Source organism: Rhodopseudomonas palustris (assembly GCF_034479375.1).
Lineage (GTDB): Bacteria > Pseudomonadota > Alphaproteobacteria > Rhizobiales > Xanthobacteraceae > Rhodopseudomonas > Rhodopseudomonas palustris_M.
Genome location: NZ_CP140155.1, coordinates 360266 through 378568, shown reverse-complemented (window position 1 = coordinate 378568; position 18303 = coordinate 360266). Strand labels below are relative to the sequence as shown.

Sequence of the window (18303 nt, the reverse complement as noted above, 5' to 3'; positions counted from 1 at the left end):
GGCTCTTTCGGCCATCCAACGCCCTCTCCCGTCATCCTCCGCGAATGCGGAGGATCCAGTATCCCAGAGCGCCTCTGGGCTACTCACCAGCGCTCAGGAGTTCTGGGTCGCCCGGACAAGCCGGCGATGACGGCCTTTTGTTCGACCGCCCTCGTGCAACGCCGGAGCTGCGCCGCCTCGTGCTCCGCGAGCGCCCTTCCCCTCCCGCGACAATCACTCCCGCTTGTGTTCGCGCCCAAAGCGCGGCAGACTTTCTGCAACCACAAGTAACTAACAAAAATCGTCCCAGGGAGCGACAATGTCCGAGCAGTCCGAGCCGACCAATTTGGCCGACGTGATCCGTGCGCAGGCCAAGACGCGCGGCGACGAAATTCTCTACGAATTCGAGGACCGCATCACCAGCTTCGCGCAGTTCGACGCGAACACCAACCGGATCGCCCGCGCGCTCGCCGCGAGCGGCGTCAGGCCGCAAGAGCGCATCGCTTATCTCGGCAAGAACAGCGACATCTATTTCGAACTTTGGGCCGGCGCCATGAAGGCCAATGTGGTGATCGCGCCGGTGAACTGGCGGCTCGCCGGGCCGGAGATCGCCTATATCGTCGAGGACTGCAAGGCGGCGATCCTGTTCGTCGGCCCTGAATTCGTCGATCAGGTCCGCGGCCTGAAGGATCAGATCCCCAGCGTTCGCGCCATCATCACCACCGAAGGCGGCGCGCCGGAGTGGCAGGATTTTGCCCAATGGCGCGACGCGCAGCCGAGCGACGATCCGCAGATCGCGGTGGCGCCGAGCGACATCGCGATCCAGCTCTACACGTCCGGCACCACCGGCAAGCCGAAGGGCGCGATGCTGAGCCACGCCAACTTCCTGTCGCTGGTCCGCGCCGGCCGCGACAACACGCCGGAGTGGAACATCTGGTCGAGCGACGATGTCTCGCTGATCGCCATGCCGGTGTTCCACATCGGCGGCTCCGGCTGGGGCATGATGAGCATCTATCACGGCGCCAAGGGCGTGATCGCGCGCGAATTCGATCCGACCAAGGTGCTCGACTTCTTCGAGCAGGCCAAGATCACCAAGCTGTTCATGGTGCCCGCCGCGATGCAATTCGTGGTGCGGCAGCCGCGCGCCCGCGAGGTGGATTTCTCGCGGCTGAAATACATGCTGTACGGCGCCTCGCCAATTCCGGCGGCGCTGCTGAAGGAATGCATCGACGTGTTCAAATGCGGCTTCGTGCAGATGTACGGCATGACCGAGACCACCGGCACCATCGTGGCGCTGCCGCCGGAGGATCACGTCGAGGGGCTGGAGCGGATGCGCTCCGCCGGCAAGGCGCTGCCCGGGGTCGAGATCGCGATCCTCGATCCCGACGGCAAGCCGCTGCCGCCGCGGCAGGTCGGCGAGATCGCCACCCGCTCCGGCTCCAACATGGCCGGTTACTGGAATCTGCCGGAAGCGACGAAGAAGACGATCGATAGCGATAACTGGCTGCGCACCGGTGACGCCGGCTACATGGACGAGGACGGCTACGTCTACATCCACGACCGCATCAAGGACATGATCATCTCCGGCGGCGAGAACATCTATCCGGCCGAAGTCGAGAGCGCGATCTGCGATCATCCCGACGTCGCCGAAGTCGCCGTGGTCGGCGTGCCCGACGATCAGTGGGGCGAAGCAGTGAAGGCCGTGGTGGTGATGAAACCCGGCAAGGAAGCCACCGCGCAGGACATCATCGGCTTCACCCGCACCCGCATCGCCGGCTTCAAGACGCCGAAGTCGATCGACTTCATCCCGGCCTTGCCCCGCAATGCCTCGGGCAAGATCCTCCGCCGCCATCTGCGCGACCCGTATTGGGCGGGGAAGGACCGGCAGGTGAACTGAGCTAAAGGCGGCGCAGCGCCCGTCCCCTTCGCCTTCCATCGTTCGTCATCCCGGGGGGCGCAGCAGCGCTGCTGCGAACCCGGAATACGACCTCCTGTGCCCACGTCTATCGGATCTTCGAGCGCAGTGGACACCGGTTCGTGGGAAGAAGCGCGTCAAAATCAGGGACGCTGCCAGCAGGGGCGCCCCTCAACACGGTCGCAAAATAAAAGGGCGGCAGATTTCTCTGCCGCCCTTTTGAGCCCCGAAGGGATCTTTACTTGACGCTGGCCAGCGACAGGTCGGCCGAGAGCTTCGCCACGAAGCGCGAACCGCACCAGTTCGAGGTCAGGCCGTTCGACGTGAAGTCGGAGGTGATCGCCTGGCAGCCGGCCGAGGAGAGGTCGGTGTCGGTGTAGCGCAGATCGAGCGTGAACACCTTGTAGCTGAAGCCGATGCCGACGTTCCAGGTGTTGTAGTCCGGCAGCTTGGTGAACGCGTAGAACGCGTCGGTGGTGCCGAGCCACTGACGGCCGTATTCACCCGAGATGTAGGAGCCGATGCCGCTGGCGCCGAAGAAGGTGCTCGGCATGGTGATCTTGGCGGTCGCCGCGGCGTAGGTGCCCTCGGTGCCGAAGTTCAGGAAGTTCGGCGAATAGTTCACGCTGGCGCCGGCCGTGAACACGTCGTTGAACGTGTAGTTCATCTTGCCGTAGAACTCGTAGAAGGACACGTCCTTCTTCATGACGTTGAGATTGGCAATCGAGCTCGAGCCCAGCGGGCAGAAGGCGCCGCCGCCCTGAACGGTGTCGATGCACTGACCGCCCGGATAGCCGTAGTACCAGAAGCCGAAGTCGAACGCGACCGGACCGAAGGTCGGGCGGATACCGGCATAACCGTCGATCTCGACCGCAGCGCGGTTCGTGAACGAGATGCTCGCGGCGGCCACGCCGGCGTAGAGCTGCAGGTTCGGATTGATGTTGTAGCGCGGCTCGATGTAGCCGGCGACCGACGGCTGGTGGTTCGACTGGGTGATGCCGCGGAACACGTATTCGCTGGCGATCGAGGTGCCGAACGCGACATCCCAGGGATCGAACGCCACGATCGGCGGAGCCTTGGTATAGACCTTCGCGGGCAGATCGGCGGCGGAGGCCGAGGTGACGCCGACAGCGAGCACAGCCGCGACCGACAGAATTGTTTTCTTCATGATGTTCCCCATCGCTTTGAAACCAGCCCGACCCGAAGTCCAGAGACGCGATATCGACCTGCTAGTTAACTCCCGCACAATCTGCGGCTGAGACGAGGAACCGTGAAGCAAAAAACACATGCAGGTGCCGCATTTTTGAGCAAATGTGCACTTCCAGTTACGAGTAGTTCGAGAGTGTGGCAATTTAAGCACTATTTTGAGATTCACTCCGAATACCAATCCCGAAATCTGGCTCTCGCTGCAACACTTTCGGCTAATTCGACCGCGAGGTGACGGGATCATGACCGCGACGGACGCGGCCGATTCGCTGCCGCTTCGAAGCGAGTCGGGATCCCCCGATGATCGGCTCCTCGCCGCAAAAACAAAGGCCGCGGCAGTCGCCGCGGCCTTTGCCGGATCGTCCCGACCTGAACCCGGAGCGATCGCTGATCACATCGAATCGGGCGTCCTGTGATGCGGATGGGGGTGGTCGCGATCGCCCTCGATGTCGGCATCGTCCCCGTCGGACGGCGGCACGGATTCGACCGGCGTATTGTCCTCATGGCTCGATACTGCCGGCGCCGGAAACGGCTCCGCGGGAGGGTCGTCGACGACCTCCTCGAAGGACGGATCGGGCGGCGGAGACCGGGGCGGCTCGGCTTCAGGCGTGTCAGCTTCGGCGGGTTCAGCCTCGCTCGCCGCGGACGACGACGACGCGGAAGTCGTCTCCTCCGTCTCCGGCGCAGGGGGTGCGGCGGGCCGCTTGGCGCGCGGCTTGCGAGGCTTGGCGGGCTTCGGCGGAGCAGCGGCCTCGATGGGTGCCACGGCGTCGGCCGGCGCTGCCGCATCGATCTGGCCGAGCATCTCGATCGAAGGGCTCGCCTTGGGTGCGGCCCGGCTGGGTGAGGCCTTCTTCGGTGAGGCTTTCTTCGGTGAGGCTTTCTTGGGTGCGGCGTTCGCCGGCGGCGACTTGTTTGCAGACGCCTGCGGCGCTGCCTTCCTTGGCGCGGCAGCCTTGCCGGCCTTCTTCGCTGGCGCCTTCTTGGTGAGCGGCTTATTCGCGACAGCCTTCTTCGAGGTCTTGGCCGAGGATTTCTTCGCGGGTGACCTGGCCGCCTTCGGGGCCTTGCCGGGCTTCTTGGGAGCCTTCTTGCTGGGAGCCTTCTTGCTAAGAGCCTTCTTGGCCGAAGCCTTCTTCGAACCGGCCTTCACCGCCTTCTTGGCAGACGTCTTTGCGGATTTCGTCTTTGCGGATTTGGTCGAAGCCGACTTGGCGCCCTTCTTTGACTTCTTCGCTATCAACGGAAGCTTGGCCTTTTTCGACTTGGCCTTTTTCGAGTTGACCTTCTTGTCCGCCTTGGTTTTCTTGGACTTCGTGCTTTTCGCCATTGTCGTCCTCCTGTTGTGCGGATCGCCTGTGGTTCGGCAATCACGCTCTCCGCCAGCAGGCCTGCAGCGCAGTCAGGTACTCGCAGGCCGGGGACCGCCTGTCGCCCAATCGAGAAGTTCAATCGTGTGCACTACAGGGACTTCCGTTCCGCTGGCGATCTGCACCATGCAGCCGATGTTGCCCGCGGCAATCATGTCCGGCTTGACGGAAGCGATGTTGGCGACCTTGCGGTCACGCAATCTGGTCGCGATGTCAGGCTGGAGAATGTTGTACGTGCCCGCCGAACCACAACACAAATGACTCTCGGGGATATCTTTCACCACGAATCCGCTCTTGGAAAGCAATTCTTTGGGCAGCCGTGTGATTTTCTGACCGTGCTGCAGCGAACATGCGGAGTGATAAGCGACGACGATATCGCTGTGCGATTGCGGCGCCGACAGCTCCAGCTCGCCGACATACTCGCTGATATCCTTCGCGAGCGCCGAGACCTTCGCGGCCGATGCCGCGAATTGCGGATCCTCGCGGAGCATGAAACCGTAGTCCTTGATCACCGTGCCGCAGCCCGACGTCGTCACCAAAATCGCGTCGAGCCCCCCGCGGTCGATCTCGGCGAGCCAGGCCTTGATGTTGGTGCGGGCGTATTCCAGCGTGCGCGTATCGCGGCCGAGGTGATGGATCAGGGCACCGCAGCAGGCCTCATCAGCCGCCAGCACGACTTCGATGCCGTGGCGGGTCAAGAGATTGATCGCGGCGCGGTTGATGCGCGGCGCCAGCACCTGCTGGGCGCAGCCGTGCAGCAGCGCGACCCGGCCGCGCTTCGGTCCAACCGCGGGGAACGTGGTCCCGGAGTCCGGCCCGGGCGCCGGCAGGTGTTTTGGCGCCAGCGCCAGCATCGCCTTGACCCGGCTCAAGAACGTCGGGTGGGCAAGATCGTGCGAGCCCGGCAGCAGCTTGGCGAACGGGCGCACGATCCGCGCCGCCCGCATGCCGAGCCGGAACATGCCGGGGTGCGGCATCATCCACGACAGCGCCTCCCGGACGATCCGGTCCCAGAACGGCCTAGTGTAATCCTTCTCGATCCGAGCCCGTGCCTGGTCAACCAGATGCATGTAGTTCACGCCGGACGGACAGGTGGTCATGCAGGCGAGGCACGACAGGCAGCGGTCGATATGCTTGACCACGTCCGCCGTCGGCGGCGCGTTGCTTTCCAGCATCTCCTTGATCAGGTAGATGCGGCCGCGCGGGCTGTCGAGTTCGTCGCCGAGCAGCACATAGGTCGGGCACGTCGCCGTGCAGAAGCCGCAATGCACGCAGGCACGCAGGATTTTGTCGGCCTCGGCGATGTCCGGATCGGCGAGCTGGGCGAGACTGAATTCGGTTTTCATGCTGCGGGTCCTCGCGACAACCGGCCGCGATTGAGAACGTTCCGGGGATCGAAGCTGCTCTTGACCCGCTGCCCGAGCGCGGCCAATCCGCCGGGCTGCGGATGGAACACGTCGATACTCGCGCGAACCTCGTCGCTGCCGCGGATCAATGAGGCGTGGCCGTCGATCTTGTCGACGCGCTGGCGCAGCGCCCTCGCCTGCGCATCTGCGGCCGGCGGCAGCGCCGCCCAGATCAATCCGCCGCCCCAGTCGTAGATCACCTCGCCGCCGCTCTCGCGCTGCAGCGCCTGCCCGAACGCGCCGCCCGACGCCGGCGGACAGACGATCCGCCAAACCGGCCACAATGCTCGCGGCCCCGAGGCCGCGAACGGCTCGACGTCGCGCACCGCGCGCCACAGCGCGGCCGAGTCTTCGTCCTCGATCAACTCGGTCGCGCCAAAACTCTTCAGCGCCTCGCGCAACGATTGGGCGCGATGACTTGCCGACGAGGTGATGCCCTCCAGCCGCAGCAGCGTCAGCGCCTGATCCGGCTGCGCGAGTTCGGCCAGCGCGCCGCCGGTGGTGCGCAGCGCCGAGCCGGGCAGATGCGCCGCGCCGCTGACGTCGTAGGGCGAGCCGACCGCCTGCGTCATCGCTCTGTTGGCGGTGACGTCATCCAGCCCGCGCAGCACCAGCGTGCGTTCGCTCTCCGGCCGCGGCGTAACCTTCAGCGTCACTTCGGTCATCACCGCCAGCGTGCCCCAGGAGCCAGCCAGGAGCTTGCAGAGATCGTAGCCGGTGACGTTCTTCACCACCTTGCCGCCGGCCTTGAAGCTCTCGCCGAAGCCGGACACCGCGTGCGCGCCGAGCAAATGGTCGCGTGCGCCGCCGGACTTGATCCGGCGGGGACCTGCGAGGCCGGCGGCGATCATGCCGCCGATCGTGCCTTCGGTCTCGACCGTGCCGAGTAGCAGCGATGTGTTCATCGGCTCGAAGGCGAATTGCTGATTCTTCGAATCGATCAGCGACAGCACATCGGCGACCGGCGCACCGGCCTGCACGGTGATGATCAGTTCGTTCGGCTCGTAAGCGACGACCGCATTGAGCGCCGACAGGTCCAGCACGGCGTTGGTCGCCATCGGCTGGCCGACCCGCCGCTTGGTGCCGTGCCCGATGATCTCGAGCGGCTGCTCGTTGGCGATCGCGGCGCGCACGGCGTCCTCGACCTCCTGCGCGTCGCGTACTTTCAGCGTATCCACGGGCGGATCTCGTCCTTCAGTCGGTGTTCAACGATCCGGCCCCGAACCGTCATTGCGAGGAGCGAAGCGACGAAGCAATCCAGGAGCGCCGCGCACTGCGTTGCTGGATTGCTTCGCTTCGCTCGCAATGACGTCGGGGTGATGCGCAACATATCGAAAGCAACTACCAGGTTCAAAACCGCGGAATATCCGGGAACGGCAATTTGCCGCCGTGCACATGCATGCGGCCGAGTTCGGCGCAGCGATGTAGCGTCGGAAACACTTTGCCGGGGTTGAGCAGGCCTTCGGAATCGAACGCGCATTTCAGCCGCTGCTGCTGATTGAGATCGATGTCGGAGAACATCTCCGGCATCAGGTCGCGCTTCTCGATGCCGACGCCGTGCTCGCCGGTCAGCACCCCGCCGACCTCGACGCACAGCCGCAGGATGTCGGCGCCGAACGCCTCCGCCCGGTCCTGCTCCCCGGGCTTGTTGGCATCGTACAGGATCAGCGGATGCAGATTGCCGTCGCCGGCGTGGAACACGTTGGCGACGCGCAGCCCGTACTTCTCCGACATCTGCGTCATCCGCCGCAGCACCAGCGGCAGTTGCGCGCGCGGGATGGTGCCGTCCATGCACAGATAGTCCGGCGAGATCCGGCCGACTGCCGGGAACGCCGCCTTGCGGCCGGACCAGAACAGCAGACGCTCCTGCTCCGACGTCGAGATCTGGCAGGTGGTCGAGCCGCAGCCGAGCGCGATCGCCTCGACGCGCTGGATCAGTTCGTCGACCTCGACCTGCGGGCCGTCGAGTTCGATGATCAGCAGGGCTTCGACGTCGAGAGGATAGCCGGCATGGACGAAAGCCTCGGCGGCGTGGATCGCGGGCCGGTCCATCATCTCCATGCCGCCCGGAATGATGCCGGCGCTGATGACGTCGGCAACGCATTTGCCGGCGGCCTCGACGTCGGTGAAGCCGACCATCAGCGCCCGCGCCGTCTCCGGCTTGCGCAGGATGCGCACGGTGACCTCGGTGATCACGCCGAGCAGCCCCTCGGAGCCCGTGATCACGCCCATCAGATCGTAGCCGGCGTTTTCCGCGCATTTGCCGCCGATCCGCAGGATCTCGCCGGTCATCAGCACGATCTCGCAGCCGAGCACGTTGTTGGTGGTCATGCCGTATTTCAGGCAATGCACGCCGCCGGAATTCTCGGCGATGTTGCCGCCGATCGAGCAGGCGATCTGCGACGACGGATCGGGCGCGTAGTAGAAACCCATGTGATCGACCGCCTGGCTGATCGCCAGATTGGTGACGCCGGGCTCGACCACGACGGCGCGGTTGTCGAAATCGATCTCGCGAATGCGCTTGAACTTGCCGAGCCCGAGCAGAACCGCATCCGCAAGCGGCAGCGCGCCGCCCGAAAGCGACGTGCCGGAACCGCGCGGCACCACCTTGATGCCGTGCTGATAGCAATAGCGCAGCACCTCGGAAACTTGTTTGGTCGTGCTCGGCAACACCACCACCATCGGCGGCTGGCGATATGCCATCAGCCCGTCGGACTCATAGGGCTTCATCTCGGCTGCGCTGGAGATCACGCCCTCGCCCGGCACGATCCTGCGCAGGCTCGCGACGATCTCGTCGCGGCGCGCCAGCACGGCCTGGTCCGGCTCCGGCATCAGAATCGTCATGGCGAGATACTCCTGCGCGGCCCGCCGAGATCGGGCGTGGCTGGCGCGTATCCCGCAACTGCGGAACAACGGTTCTGGGTTCGGGATACGCTCTCAACCCTTACTGAGAGCAATTCCATTCGGCAAACGGATTCGGGCGTCGGAAAGTCTCAGGCGCCGACCAGCGTGCGCGACGGCACCACCGCCTGCACCACGAGTCCGCGGGCTCGGGCATCCATCACACCGACGGCGCGGAGCGCCAGCAGCGTCACGGTTTGCACCGCATCGCGCAATTTGGCCGGGTCATCGAGATTGTCGGGCGCCAGCGGCCCGACCAGCGATTCATGCACCGCACCAAGCAGAGCAGTCGCGGCGAGCGCCGTGTCCTGCGCCGGCAGATGGCCCGCGCGCACCGCGGCGCTGATCCGGGATTCGATCTCGCCCGCGATCTCTTGCCGACTGGCGAGCCGCGACGCAGAGACGTCGACATCGACCGGCTCGGCGAGAATCCCCCAGGCGAGCTTGCGATGCGACAGCACATGCACCGCGACCGTCGTCACCGCGGCGGCAAGCGCCGAGGACGGACCGGGTGCAGCGTCTGCGGCGCGGCGGATCGCTGCGAGTTCGTCGCGGGACACGTCCGCGATCAGTTCGGAAATCAAATCGGCCTTGGAGGGGAAGTACCGGTAAACGGTTCCAGCCGCGACGCTGGCGCGGTTCGCGACAGGCGCGATCTGAACCGCCGCCATCCCGCCTTCGACTGCGGTCTCGCGCGCGGCAGCAAGAATGGCGCTGCGACGTGCAGCCAGCCGCTTCACGACCTGATTGGTCCGCCGATAAACCATGGCGCTCTCGTCTCGGGATCGAGCGTTCCGATTCCGGACGGGATCGGAAAGTGGTCGCTCATCAAGATCTTGGGGCAAAGGCACGGCGAAACCGCCGGCCCCAAATCAGTGAAAAAAGTGAACACCTATTCAGAGACGAAGGCAAGCCCTTACAGCCGAGCGCTTTGCGCAATGAAGTGAACAGCGAGACCGCAACTACCCGCCGAAGCCGAGCGCTCTTGCCAGTGCCGCTACGGTCATACCGGTAATCACCGCGATGAAGTCGTTGCGGCGGATGATGCTGACCGCCATCGCCGCGGCGAGTGCAAACATCACGATGGGTCCGCCATTGACCGCGACCGGCAGCGCCGCGGCGACGATGATCGACCCGGGCAGCGCGTCGAGCATCCGCCTCACCCGCGGCGTGACGTCGACATAGCGCATCAGCCAGAAGCCGCCGAGCCGCGAAGCGACCGTGACCGCAGTCATCACGGCGAACGCCATCATCACGTCGCTGCGCAAGAACTCGCTCATGCCGCCCGCTCGGGCCGTGGCGGCGGCTCGTCCATCAGACCGGCGCTCAGCGCACCGCAGAGCGCGCCGGCGATGATGAACCAGTAGCCCGGAATCAGCCAGTGCACGGTCAGCGCGACCACACCGGAGACCGCCCAAGGGATCGCTCGTCGAGGTCCCTTCCAGGCCGGCACCAGCATCGCGGCGAAGAACGCCGGCATCGCCAGATCGACCCCGAACTTCTTCGGATCGGACAATTGTTCGGCGAGCAGATAGCCGGGTATCGCGGAGACCAGCCAGACGAAATACAGAACGATGCCGCCGGCGACGTAGAACCAGGCGTTCGCGCCGCCGTGCTCGCGATAGCGCATCGCGGCGAGCCAGCCGCCGTCGGTCACCAGCAGCATCGCCGGATAGGCCTGCCACGCCGGCAGCGTACCGAACCACGGCCGCATCGATGCGGTCATCAGGAAGAAGCGGATGTTGACGGTCGTGGTCAGCAGCGCCAGCGTCGCGATGGTCGACGGCGTCAGCGTCGCCGGCCAGGACTGCACGGCGACGAACTGCGACAGCCCTCCATAGACCGTCGCCATCATCACTTCGACTTCGGCCAGCGTGAAGTTCTTCTGCGCGCACAGCGCGCCGAACGCCATGCCGAATGCCAGCGTGCCCGGCAGCATCGGCCCGATCGCGACGATGCCGGGCCAGATCGCGTCACGCGACCAATAGGCCGGCGCCTTGGGAAGATGAGTCGTCATGATGGGGTCCGCCTTGCGAGCCCTGCCTGATGGCTGCGCGCGTCCACGTCAAGTCATCGGCCCTCATGGGGCTATGCGGTTGCGCGACGGTCGGCAAGCGCTACACGCTACGCAATTACCTCGGCAACGGGTCGCCGCAGCGACCAGGGCATATCGGCTCCGTAGCCGAAGCGCACGACGAAATCCGGACGTCGCGCGCCGAGACCGAGAAGTTCGGCCAGGTGCCGGCGCTGCGGCAGCACTTCGACAGCCTGGTTCAGGAACGCCTGCTTGATACCAAGCGCAGTGGCGCGCAGCGCGAAGCGCTGGTAGGCGCGTCCGGCCGAGAGCCAATGCCGGCGATCGTCGCGCTCCGAGACAAACACCGCAAGGCCTGCCGAACTGGCGATCTGAGCGCGACATTTGGCGTTCTCGGATGCCGCCGAAACGATATAGTCGAACAGCGCGCGACCGACCGGCGCAGGCAACGCCGGATTGCCTGACGTCAGGGAAAACAGCCCGTCGCCGGTCGCGACCGCGTCGGCATAGCCGAAGCGAAGCCAGTGCTTCAGTTCGGCAAGGAACGTCGGATCGGCGAATTGTGCCGTGTTGCCGGCAATTATCAGCGAAGCAACGGCATTGATCGCCGGACGCTCGGTCAACAGCACGATATCGACGCCGTCGCCACGCCCGGCCGCGGCGAGCAAATCCAGATCGGCCGGGGCGATATTACGCCCGTCGTACAGGCCGCGGCTGCATTGGCGTCCGACGATCGCTGCCGCCAATACTGAGGGCGCGGAGGCACCCCGCGGGAGATCGATCCTCACCCGTCCGTCTTCGTCGACAGGCCGCACGGTCGCGGACAGACCGAACACCGGCGCTGCCTGCACGATGTTCTCGGTGGCGGCGCCGAGGCTGGCGAACAGATGATGGTCGTCCGGATCAACCACCGGACAGCGACGGGAAAAATCCGGAACGATGGCGAGCGCGGAGTCGCCGAGTACGAAGCGCCACGGCTGGGTGTTGTGGCTGCTCGCCGCGAGCGTGGCGCAGCGCACCAGTTCGGAAAGCGCAGCCGAGCCGGAGAGGTCCACGTTCAGCGGCCGCCGAATCCCGGCTGCGGCCTCGCGCCATTGACCGACGCCCTGCCTCGACCACAGCACGGCGCCAGTGGCAGCGGCTGCAACAGTTGCAGCGCCCCCTATCACGATCGACCGGCGGTTCATCGCGTGCTCCGCGCTGGGTCTGCACAACAGCACAGCCCTATCCGGGCGGAATTGTCCTTTGTCAACACGTCGATACGAAAACGCGGCCCGTCAGGGCCGCGTTTCAACTCGACCAGTCGCCCGGCGATTACGCCTGCGGCTGCGGCTCCAGGCCCGGATCGGGCCGCGGACGCGGCTTGCCGGCGGGCGGCACCGCGGAGGTGCGCGGGCCCGAGGGCTCCAGCACCGACTCGCGGTTCGGCTTCTTGCCGTTGATGAGATCGGTGATCTCGTCGCCGGTCAGCGTTTCGAACTCCAACAGGCCCTTGGCGAGCGCTTCGAGGTCGGCGCGCTTCTCGGTGAGAATGCGGGTCGCCTCGTTGTAGCCCTCTTCCACCAGCCGCTTGATCTCGGCGTCGATCTTCTGGACCGTCGCTTCCGACGCATTCTGAGTGCGCGACACCGACATGCCGAGGAACACCTCGTCCTGGTTCTCGCCGTAGGACACGGTCCCGAGTTCTTCCGACAGGCCCCAGCGCGTGACCATCATCCGGGCCAGGCGGGTCGCCTGCTCGATGTCGGACGACGCGCCGGAGGTCACCTTCTGACGGCCAAACACCAGCTCTTCGGCGACACGGCCGCCCATCATGATGGCGAGGCGCGAGGTCATCTGCTCCAGCGACATCGACAGCTTGTCGCGTTCCGGAAGCTGCATCACCATGCCGAGCGCACGGCCGCGCGGAATGATGGTGGCCTTGTGGATCGGGTCGGTGGCGATGACGTTGAGGCCGACGATGGCGTGACCGCCCTCGTGATAGGCCGTCAGCATCTTCTCTTCCTCGGTCATCACCAGCGACTTGCGCTCGGCGCCCATCATCACCTTGTCCTTGGCGTCCTCGAACTCGGCTTGCGTCACCATGCGCTTGTTGCGCCGGGCCGCCATCAAGGCCGCTTCGTTGACGAGGTTCATCAGGTCGGCGCCGGAGAAACCCGGGGTGCCGCGCGCGATGGTCTTGAGGTTGATATCCGGCGCCAGCGGCACCTTGCGGACATGCACCTTGAGGATCTGCTCGCGGCCGACCACGTCCGGATTGGGCACCACGACCTGACGGTCGAAGCGGCCGGGACGCAGCAGCGCGGGATCGAGCACGTCGGGCCGGTTGGTGGCCGCGATCAGGATCACGCCTTCGTTGGCCTCAAAGCCGTCCATCTCGACCAGCAACTGGTTCAGGGTCTGCTCGCGCTCGTCATTGCCGCCGCCGAGGCCGGCGCCACGATGACGGCCGACGGCGTCGATTTCGTCGATGAAGATGATGCAGGGCGCGTTCTTCTTGGCCTGCTCGAACATGTCACGGACGCGGGAGGCGCCGACGCCGACGAACATTTCGACGAAGTCCGAACCCGAGATCGTGAAGAACGGCACGTTGGCTTCGCCGGCGACCGCACGCGCGATCAGCGTCTTACCCGTACCGGGCGGACCGACCAGCAGCACGCCGCGCGGGATTCGTCCGCCGAGGCGCTGGAATTTTCCGGGATCGCGCAGAAACTCGACGATCTCCTGTAGGTCCTGCTTGGCTTCGTCGACGCCGGCGACGTCTTCGAACGTCACGCGGCCGTGGGCCTCCGTGAGCATTTTCGCGCGCGACTTGCCGAAGCCCATCGCCTTGCCGGCGCCGCCCTGCATCTGCCGCGACAGGAAGATCCACACGCCGATCAGCGCGATGAACGGCAGCCAGGAGACGAGCAGCGACACGAACCACGGCACGTTGTCGCCCGGCGGCTTCGCGGTGATCGCGACCTTGCCGTTGTACAGGCGCGTGACGAGCGACGGATCGTTCGGCGCGTAGGTCTGGAAGCTCGAGCCGTTGGTGAAGGTGCCGTGAATTTCCTGGCCCTGGATCACCACGTCGCGAACGTGATTCTGATCGACCTCGCTGAGTAGCTGCGAGAACGAGATATCCTGCGATGCAGTGCGCTGGCCGGGATTCTGGAAGAGCGTAAACAGCGCCAAAAGCAGCAAGACGATAATGACCCAGAGGGCGAAATTCCGCAGATTGGCGTTCATCGATCTTCCTTATCGGTCGCGCGGATCGCGATCCTTTAGCCCGGGTGCCGCGAGACTGTCCTCGGACCGGCCAATCCACAATCTAGGTGTCACACGGCCGCCTGCCAAGAGAACCGTTCAGGACTATTTAGCGCATTTCGGCCTTCCGAAGGCTCAAATCACGGAGAGTTCGGCCGCTGTCGGAGCCGTCGGAACGCGGATGCGAGCGGGTCAGCCCGTCTTCCGCCGCCGCATCGGCGCTGCGGCAAACTTCAGGCAAACTGGTGTCAAAGTGATTACGGCCCCGGCAAGCGTTTGTTTCAGCTTGATTTGCCCCGGTTTCGGGGCCGGCCTGGCGGCGGCCGATTGAAGCGCAGCGGCCAATGCCTCGACCTTGCCGAGTTCAGGCCGGCCTTCCCGGCCGGCGCGGCCGATCGCACGTAGCAACAACCGAATCCGGATTTCCGCGGCGAGTGCGTAAAATACCGAGGCGTCGAAGCTCTGCGGCGGGTGATCCGCGCTGCGCATCGCCAGGAACCGCTCCGCGCCATCGACCAGCAGCTCCAGCGCGGCCTCGGCGCGGGCGGCGCGGGCGGCCAGCCGCGCCAGATTGCGCGAATCGCATCCCTCGGCGGCCAGCAGCGGCATCAGTTCGCGCAGACGGGGGCGGGTGAACCGGGGATCGGCATTGCTCGGGTCGATCGCAAATCCGATCTTCGCCCTGTCGAGCGTCGCAACGAGGCGCCGTTTCGGCACGTCCAGCAACGGACGGACCAGCACCGCACCGTCGCGCACCGTCTCGCGCGGCATCGCGGCCAGGCCGGCGATGCCGCTGCCGCGGGACAGCCGCATCAGCACGGTCTCGGCCTGATCGTCGCGGGTGTGCGCGGTCATGATATGCGCGGCGCCGACCGCCTTCGCCACCTTGGCCAGCAGCCGATAGCGCGCCGCGCGCGCGGCCGCCGGCAATCCCGTGTTCGGCTTGTCGCCGGTCCAGCGCAGCGTCCGGTGCGGCAGATCGAGCTTGCGGGCGAGCTGCTTGACCGACCGCGCCTCGCGGGCCGCTTCCGGCCGCAGGCCGTGGTCGATGGTGACGACGAACAGCGCGGGCCCGCGCTTACGCGCCTTGCGCCAGCGCGCGGCGAGCCACATCAGCGCCAGCGAATCCGGACCGCCGGACACCGCGAGCACGATCGCGGGGACCGCCTTCCAGTCGGCGAACAGATCAGAAGCCTCGCGCGCCGAAATCGGCGCTTCGTCATTGCCGGACATCAGCGGCTCGATCCCTGGCGATTGGCACCGGCTCGGCCGGGGCTCTCGTCAGCCTAGCACTTGAGCTTCTTCTGCTCGGCGTCGACTGCCTTCTTCACGCCGGCCGACGCCTTCGGATATTTGCGGCCGATCTCGCCCAGCGCGGCGCAGGCGGCTTCCTTTTCCTTCAGCGCCGACAGCGACTGGCCGAGCCGCAGCAGCGCATCGGGCGCCTTCGCCGACTTCTCGTATTTGCTGGTGACCGCAAGGAAGGCTTCCGCCGCGTCGCGATACATCTGGCGCTGGAAGAAGCTCTCGCCCAGCCAGTATTGCGAATCCGGCGTCAGCGCGTCGTTGGGATATTTGCTCGCGAAGTTGCGCATCGTCTCCTCGGCGAGCGCGTAGTCGCGGCGCTGCATGTAGCCGATGCCGAGATCGAACTCGTCGCGTGGGCTGGCCGACGGCGGCAGCGTGGTCAATCCCGCCCCGCCCGTCGCGCGCGGCGCCTGCTGCGGCGGCGCGCCGGCGTCGGGATAGCGACCGCCGGGATTGTTCGACAGGTCGAGCGGCGCGCCCGCCACCCCACCCTGCTCGGCCGGGATCGGCAATTGTCCGCCACCGAGCGCACGCGGGACGCCGGGCGCCGCCGGATTCTGGCTCGGATCGAACGCATCGCCACGGCGGCGGCCTGTCGCCGGAGGCGCCACCGCCTGGTCCTGCACGATCGGCGCCTGCGGCTGCTGACCATAGACCGGCGCCTGCTGCGGCGGCTGGCCGTAGACCGGCGGTTGCTGCGCGGCGGCCGCCGGAGGGGCGACGTTGCCCGGCCCGCCCGGCTGCGCGCCGGCGTTGCCCTGCAATTGCCGGACCTGCTCTTCGAGCCGACGGTTGCGGTATTGCAGTTCCTCGTTCTGCCCGGTCAGCGTTCGCAGCCGCTCCTCGAGCTGCTGGACGCGGATTTCCGGGTCGACCTCGCCGCCATATTGCTGGGCCAGCGCGGGAGCGGCGAAAGCGAGCATCGCGACGATCGCGAGGCTGCGCGCAGAGAGGGCAGGAATGCTCGACATGGGGGCCCGACGGTTGGGGATGGCGCGCCAGATTAGTAGCGCCGGATTGATCGCCGGACTACGCCAAAAATGTGACTGGAGCGATGGCCGACGGTCGCAGCCGGCCAAGGGATCCAAACAGCAACGGCGCCCGAAGGCGCCGCTCCCTCACATCGAACCGGAGCGCGTTCAGGCGCCGGCGTTCAGCACGGTGACCGCGCGGCGATTCTGCGACCAGCACGAGATGTCGTTGCAGACCGCGACCGGACGTTCCTTGCCGTAGGAGATGGTCCGCATGCGCGACGGATCGATCCCCCGCGAGGCGAGATAGTTGCGGACCGACTGCGCACGGCGCGCGCCCAGCGCGATGTTGTATTCGCGGGTGCCACGCTCGTCGGCATGGCCCTCGATGGTGAACGAGTAACGGTTGTAGCTCTGCAGCCACTGCGCCTGCTTTTCGAGCGTTGCCACCGCCTGCGGCGACAGTTCGGTCTGATCGCTTTCGAAGAACACGCGATCGCCGACATTGACCACGAAATCCTGCTGGCTGCCCGGGGTCGCCGCGTTGGCCATCGCGCCGTCGGCACCGAGACCGGTCTTGTTATTGGCGCAAGCCCCCATCGACAGGGCCACCGCGAGCACCGCGGCCAGCTTCAATCCCTGGAGGATTCGCTTCTGATGTTTCATTCCGGAGCCTCCACGCTCGCGATATTCGGACTGTCATCCGGTCTACAGGGCGATGGTTAAGCGAACGTTCCGTCAACCTTGACGAGACCTTGCCGGCTCCGATCAAAAGCCCCCGATCGGCGAAAAGCAATCGCAATGGTTAATGGGGTGTAAATGTGGCGTGACGGTGAAGGGCGGCGTCCGCAGATCGGGAGCGCGCGACAGCTCGGCGCATCACTGGACCGACTTACATCCCGCACCGGCCGGCCCCTTCCGCGCCGGACCGGCAGAACGAGCTCCGGGCGACCGAAACAGGTTCTAGAGCACTTCATCGATTGTTGAAGCGATATGGCCGTTGCCAGATGCACGGACTCCTCATCCTGAGGAGCCCGGCGAAGCCGGGCGTCTCGAAGGATGCGGCGACGCAGGGCCCGTGGCGCATGGTTCGAGACGGCGCTTCGCGCCTCCTCACCATGAGGTTGTGCCTGTGGTGAGTGCCCCGGAACGCCAGTGCGGATTCCATCAGGGACAGAACGGTTCTAGATGTGCTCGTGGTCGCTGGTTGCGAGCGAAGGCTCTGCGAGCCGGAGCGACGCCGGTCGGGCCGTCGTCCGCGTGAACAGCTTGTGCCGTTCGAACGCTGTCGAGCGCAAAAAAGGATAGCGCGCGAACACTTTCATATGCTTGGCGGGGAAATCGATCTCCATCAGCCCGATCGGCTTCTTCAGGCCCGGATACACCCGCGGCGGGCAGACCGCGTTCATGAAGACACGGCGATAGAACGCCTGATGCTCGGCGCGCACCGATGCCAGACCGATGTCGGCATGAAAGTGCTCGCAGGCCACGTAGGCCAGACGCAACGTCAGATAAGCGAGTTCAGGCACACGATTGGTTCGGTCAGGATCCGACACGAACCGGGTCGGATCGACGATCACCTTGCCACTCGCCAGCCACGGCTCGAGCAGATCCGGAAACACGTCCATCGACGGGCAATCCTGATTCTCCAGCGAAGCCACGGTGATTCTCAGAGAACTGGTCAGTTCTCCCTCGAAGAAAATCCCGAATATCCACGAGTTCGGCAAGTTGTCGTAACGGTCGGAGACGATGCCGAGGGGATTGGGCTCGATCGCCCCCTCTTTCAGATAGGCGCGGTAACGCAGCCGGTAGATCGCGGCTCGCTCGGCTTCCGTCTCGGCGAGCCGGTACTCGACCTTGTCGAGCAGTTCACGTCGGCGGACGGCAACGCGGCCCTCCTGCTGTTCCTGCCGGGCGGCATCCATGTCTGTTCCCCTACCCCAAAACCGCACGCAAGATCGTA

General features: G+C 65.6%; 16 protein-coding genes. 2 read left to right on the top strand and 14 right to left on the bottom strand.

Features of this window, described 5'->3' with window-relative positions; genetic code table 11:
- The first annotated feature begins 298 nt into the window (after positions 1-298).
- Positions 299-1876: a fatty acid--CoA ligase gene (locus tag SR870_RS01710; protein WP_322516327.1), complete on the top strand. Its 1578-nt coding sequence runs from the start codon at positions 299-301 to the stop codon at positions 1874-1876.
- A gap of 256 nt (positions 1877-2132) precedes the next feature.
- On the opposite strand, the gene SR870_RS01705 is transcribed toward SR870_RS01710, so the two are convergent.
- On the bottom strand, positions 2133-3062 hold the full coding sequence (locus SR870_RS01705) for a TorF family putative porin (protein WP_322516326.1): 930 nt from the start codon (positions 3060-3062) through the stop codon (positions 2133-2135).
- Between the two features lie 280 nt (positions 3063-3342).
- On the opposite strand from SR870_RS01705, the gene SR870_RS01700 reads away from it, so the two are divergent.
- A complete protein-coding gene (locus tag SR870_RS01700; RefSeq protein ID WP_322516325.1) occupies positions 3343-3516 on the top strand; it encodes a hypothetical protein in 174 nt (57 codons plus the stop codon).
- Here the strand turns inward: SR870_RS01700 and SR870_RS01695 are convergent.
- From SR870_RS01695 to SR870_RS01635, 13 genes are all read right to left on the bottom strand, one after another.
- Positions 3492-4430 carry a hypothetical protein gene (locus SR870_RS01695; protein ID WP_322516324.1) on the bottom strand — a complete coding sequence of 313 codons (939 nt, stop codon included), beginning with the start codon at positions 4428-4430 and terminating at the stop codon, positions 3492-3494. The genes SR870_RS01700 and SR870_RS01695 overlap by 25 nt on opposite strands.
- Positions 4431-4502: 72 nt before the next feature.
- Positions 4503-5816, bottom strand: a complete 1314-nt coding sequence (gene glcF / locus SR870_RS01690) for a glycolate oxidase subunit GlcF (protein WP_322516323.1) — start codon at positions 5814-5816, stop codon at positions 4503-4505.
- Positions 5813-7054 (bottom strand): FAD-binding protein, encoded by a 1242-nt coding sequence (locus tag SR870_RS01685; protein WP_322516322.1) that lies wholly within the window; start codon positions 7052-7054, stop codon positions 5813-5815. The genes glcF and SR870_RS01685 overlap by 4 nt, the downstream gene beginning before the upstream one ends.
- A gap of 172 nt (positions 7055-7226) precedes the next feature.
- A complete protein-coding gene (locus SR870_RS01680; RefSeq protein ID WP_322516321.1) occupies positions 7227-8720 on the bottom strand; it encodes an FAD-linked oxidase C-terminal domain-containing protein in 1494 nt (497 codons plus the stop codon).
- Between the two features lie 149 nt (positions 8721-8869).
- On the bottom strand, positions 8870-9544 hold the full coding sequence (locus tag SR870_RS01675; RefSeq protein ID WP_322518380.1) for a helix-turn-helix domain-containing protein: 675 nt from the start codon (positions 9542-9544) through the stop codon (positions 8870-8872).
- A gap of 195 nt (positions 9545-9739) precedes the next feature.
- A complete protein-coding gene (locus tag SR870_RS01670) occupies positions 9740-10057 on the bottom strand; it encodes an AzlD domain-containing protein (protein WP_322516320.1) in 318 nt (105 codons plus the stop codon).
- The gene (locus SR870_RS01665; RefSeq protein WP_322516319.1) at positions 10054-10794 is read right to left on the bottom strand and encodes an AzlC family ABC transporter permease; all 741 of its coding nucleotides are present in this window, start codon (positions 10792-10794) and stop codon (positions 10054-10056) included. Before SR870_RS01665 ends, SR870_RS01670 begins: the two co-directional genes overlap by 4 nt.
- 107 nt (positions 10795-10901) lie before the next feature.
- Positions 10902-11999 (bottom strand): Acg family FMN-binding oxidoreductase, encoded by a 1098-nt coding sequence (locus SR870_RS01660; RefSeq protein WP_322516318.1) that lies wholly within the window; start codon positions 11997-11999, stop codon positions 10902-10904.
- Positions 12000-12126: 127 nt separating this feature from the next.
- On the bottom strand, positions 12127-14043 hold the full coding sequence (gene ftsH / locus SR870_RS01655; RefSeq protein WP_322516317.1) for an ATP-dependent zinc metalloprotease FtsH: 1917 nt from the start codon (positions 14041-14043) through the stop codon (positions 12127-12129).
- Positions 14044-14253: 210 nt separating this feature from the next.
- Positions 14254-15294 (bottom strand): tRNA lysidine(34) synthetase TilS, encoded by a 1041-nt coding sequence (tilS, locus tag SR870_RS01650; protein ID WP_322516316.1) that lies wholly within the window; start codon positions 15292-15294, stop codon positions 14254-14256.
- Positions 15295-15347: 53 nt separating this feature from the next.
- Positions 15348-16340 carry a tol-pal system protein YbgF gene (ybgF, locus tag SR870_RS01645; protein WP_322516315.1) on the bottom strand — a complete coding sequence of 331 codons (993 nt, stop codon included), beginning with the start codon at positions 16338-16340 and terminating at the stop codon, positions 15348-15350.
- Positions 16341-16508: 168 nt separating this feature from the next.
- Positions 16509-17006 carry a peptidoglycan-associated lipoprotein Pal gene (gene pal / locus SR870_RS01640; protein ID WP_322516314.1) on the bottom strand — a complete coding sequence of 166 codons (498 nt, stop codon included), beginning with the start codon at positions 17004-17006 and terminating at the stop codon, positions 16509-16511.
- Between the two features lie 518 nt (positions 17007-17524).
- Positions 17525-18265 carry an N-acyl amino acid synthase FeeM domain-containing protein gene (locus SR870_RS01635; protein ID WP_322516313.1) on the bottom strand — a complete coding sequence of 247 codons (741 nt, stop codon included), beginning with the start codon at positions 18263-18265 and terminating at the stop codon, positions 17525-17527.
- Positions 18266-18303 lie beyond the last annotated feature (38 nt).

Coding starts and splice junctions, on each gene's coding strand:
- ybgF (WP_322516315.1), bottom strand. CDS start 16,340: ATGTCGAGCATTCCTGCCCTCTCTGCGCGCAGCCTCGCGATCGTCGCG.
- pal (WP_322516314.1), bottom strand. CDS start 17,006: ATGAAACATCAGAAGCGAATCCTCCAGGGATTGAAGCTGGCCGCGGTG.
- SR870_RS01710 (WP_322516327.1), top strand. CDS start 299: ATGTCCGAGCAGTCCGAGCCGACCAATTTGGCCGACGTGATCCGTGCG.
- SR870_RS01670 (WP_322516320.1), bottom strand. CDS start 10,057: ATGAGCGAGTTCTTGCGCAGCGACGTGATGATGGCGTTCGCCGTGATG.
- SR870_RS01675 (WP_322518380.1), bottom strand. CDS start 9,544: ATGGTTTATCGGCGGACCAATCAGGTCGTGAAGCGGCTGGCTGCACGT.
- SR870_RS01705 (WP_322516326.1), bottom strand. CDS start 3,062: ATGAAGAAAACAATTCTGTCGGTCGCGGCTGTGCTCGCTGTCGGCGTC.
- SR870_RS01665 (WP_322516319.1), bottom strand. CDS start 10,794: ATGACGACTCATCTTCCCAAGGCGCCGGCCTATTGGTCGCGTGACGCG.
- SR870_RS01680 (WP_322516321.1), bottom strand. CDS start 8,720: ATGACGATTCTGATGCCGGAGCCGGACCAGGCCGTGCTGGCGCGCCGC.
- ftsH (WP_322516317.1), bottom strand. CDS start 14,043: ATGAACGCCAATCTGCGGAATTTCGCCCTCTGGGTCATTATCGTCTTG.
- glcF (WP_322516323.1), bottom strand. CDS start 5,816: ATGAAAACCGAATTCAGTCTCGCCCAGCTCGCCGATCCGGACATCGCC.
- tilS (WP_322516316.1), bottom strand. CDS start 15,294: ATGTCCGGCAATGACGAAGCGCCGATTTCGGCGCGCGAGGCTTCTGAT.
- SR870_RS01635 (WP_322516313.1), bottom strand. CDS start 18,265: ATGGATGCCGCCCGGCAGGAACAGCAGGAGGGCCGCGTTGCCGTCCGC.
- SR870_RS01695 (WP_322516324.1), bottom strand. CDS start 4,430: ATGGCGAAAAGCACGAAGTCCAAGAAAACCAAGGCGGACAAGAAGGTC.
- SR870_RS01700 (WP_322516325.1), top strand. CDS start 3,343: ATGACCGCGACGGACGCGGCCGATTCGCTGCCGCTTCGAAGCGAGTCG.
- SR870_RS01660 (WP_322516318.1), bottom strand. CDS start 11,999: ATGAACCGCCGGTCGATCGTGATAGGGGGCGCTGCAACTGTTGCAGCC.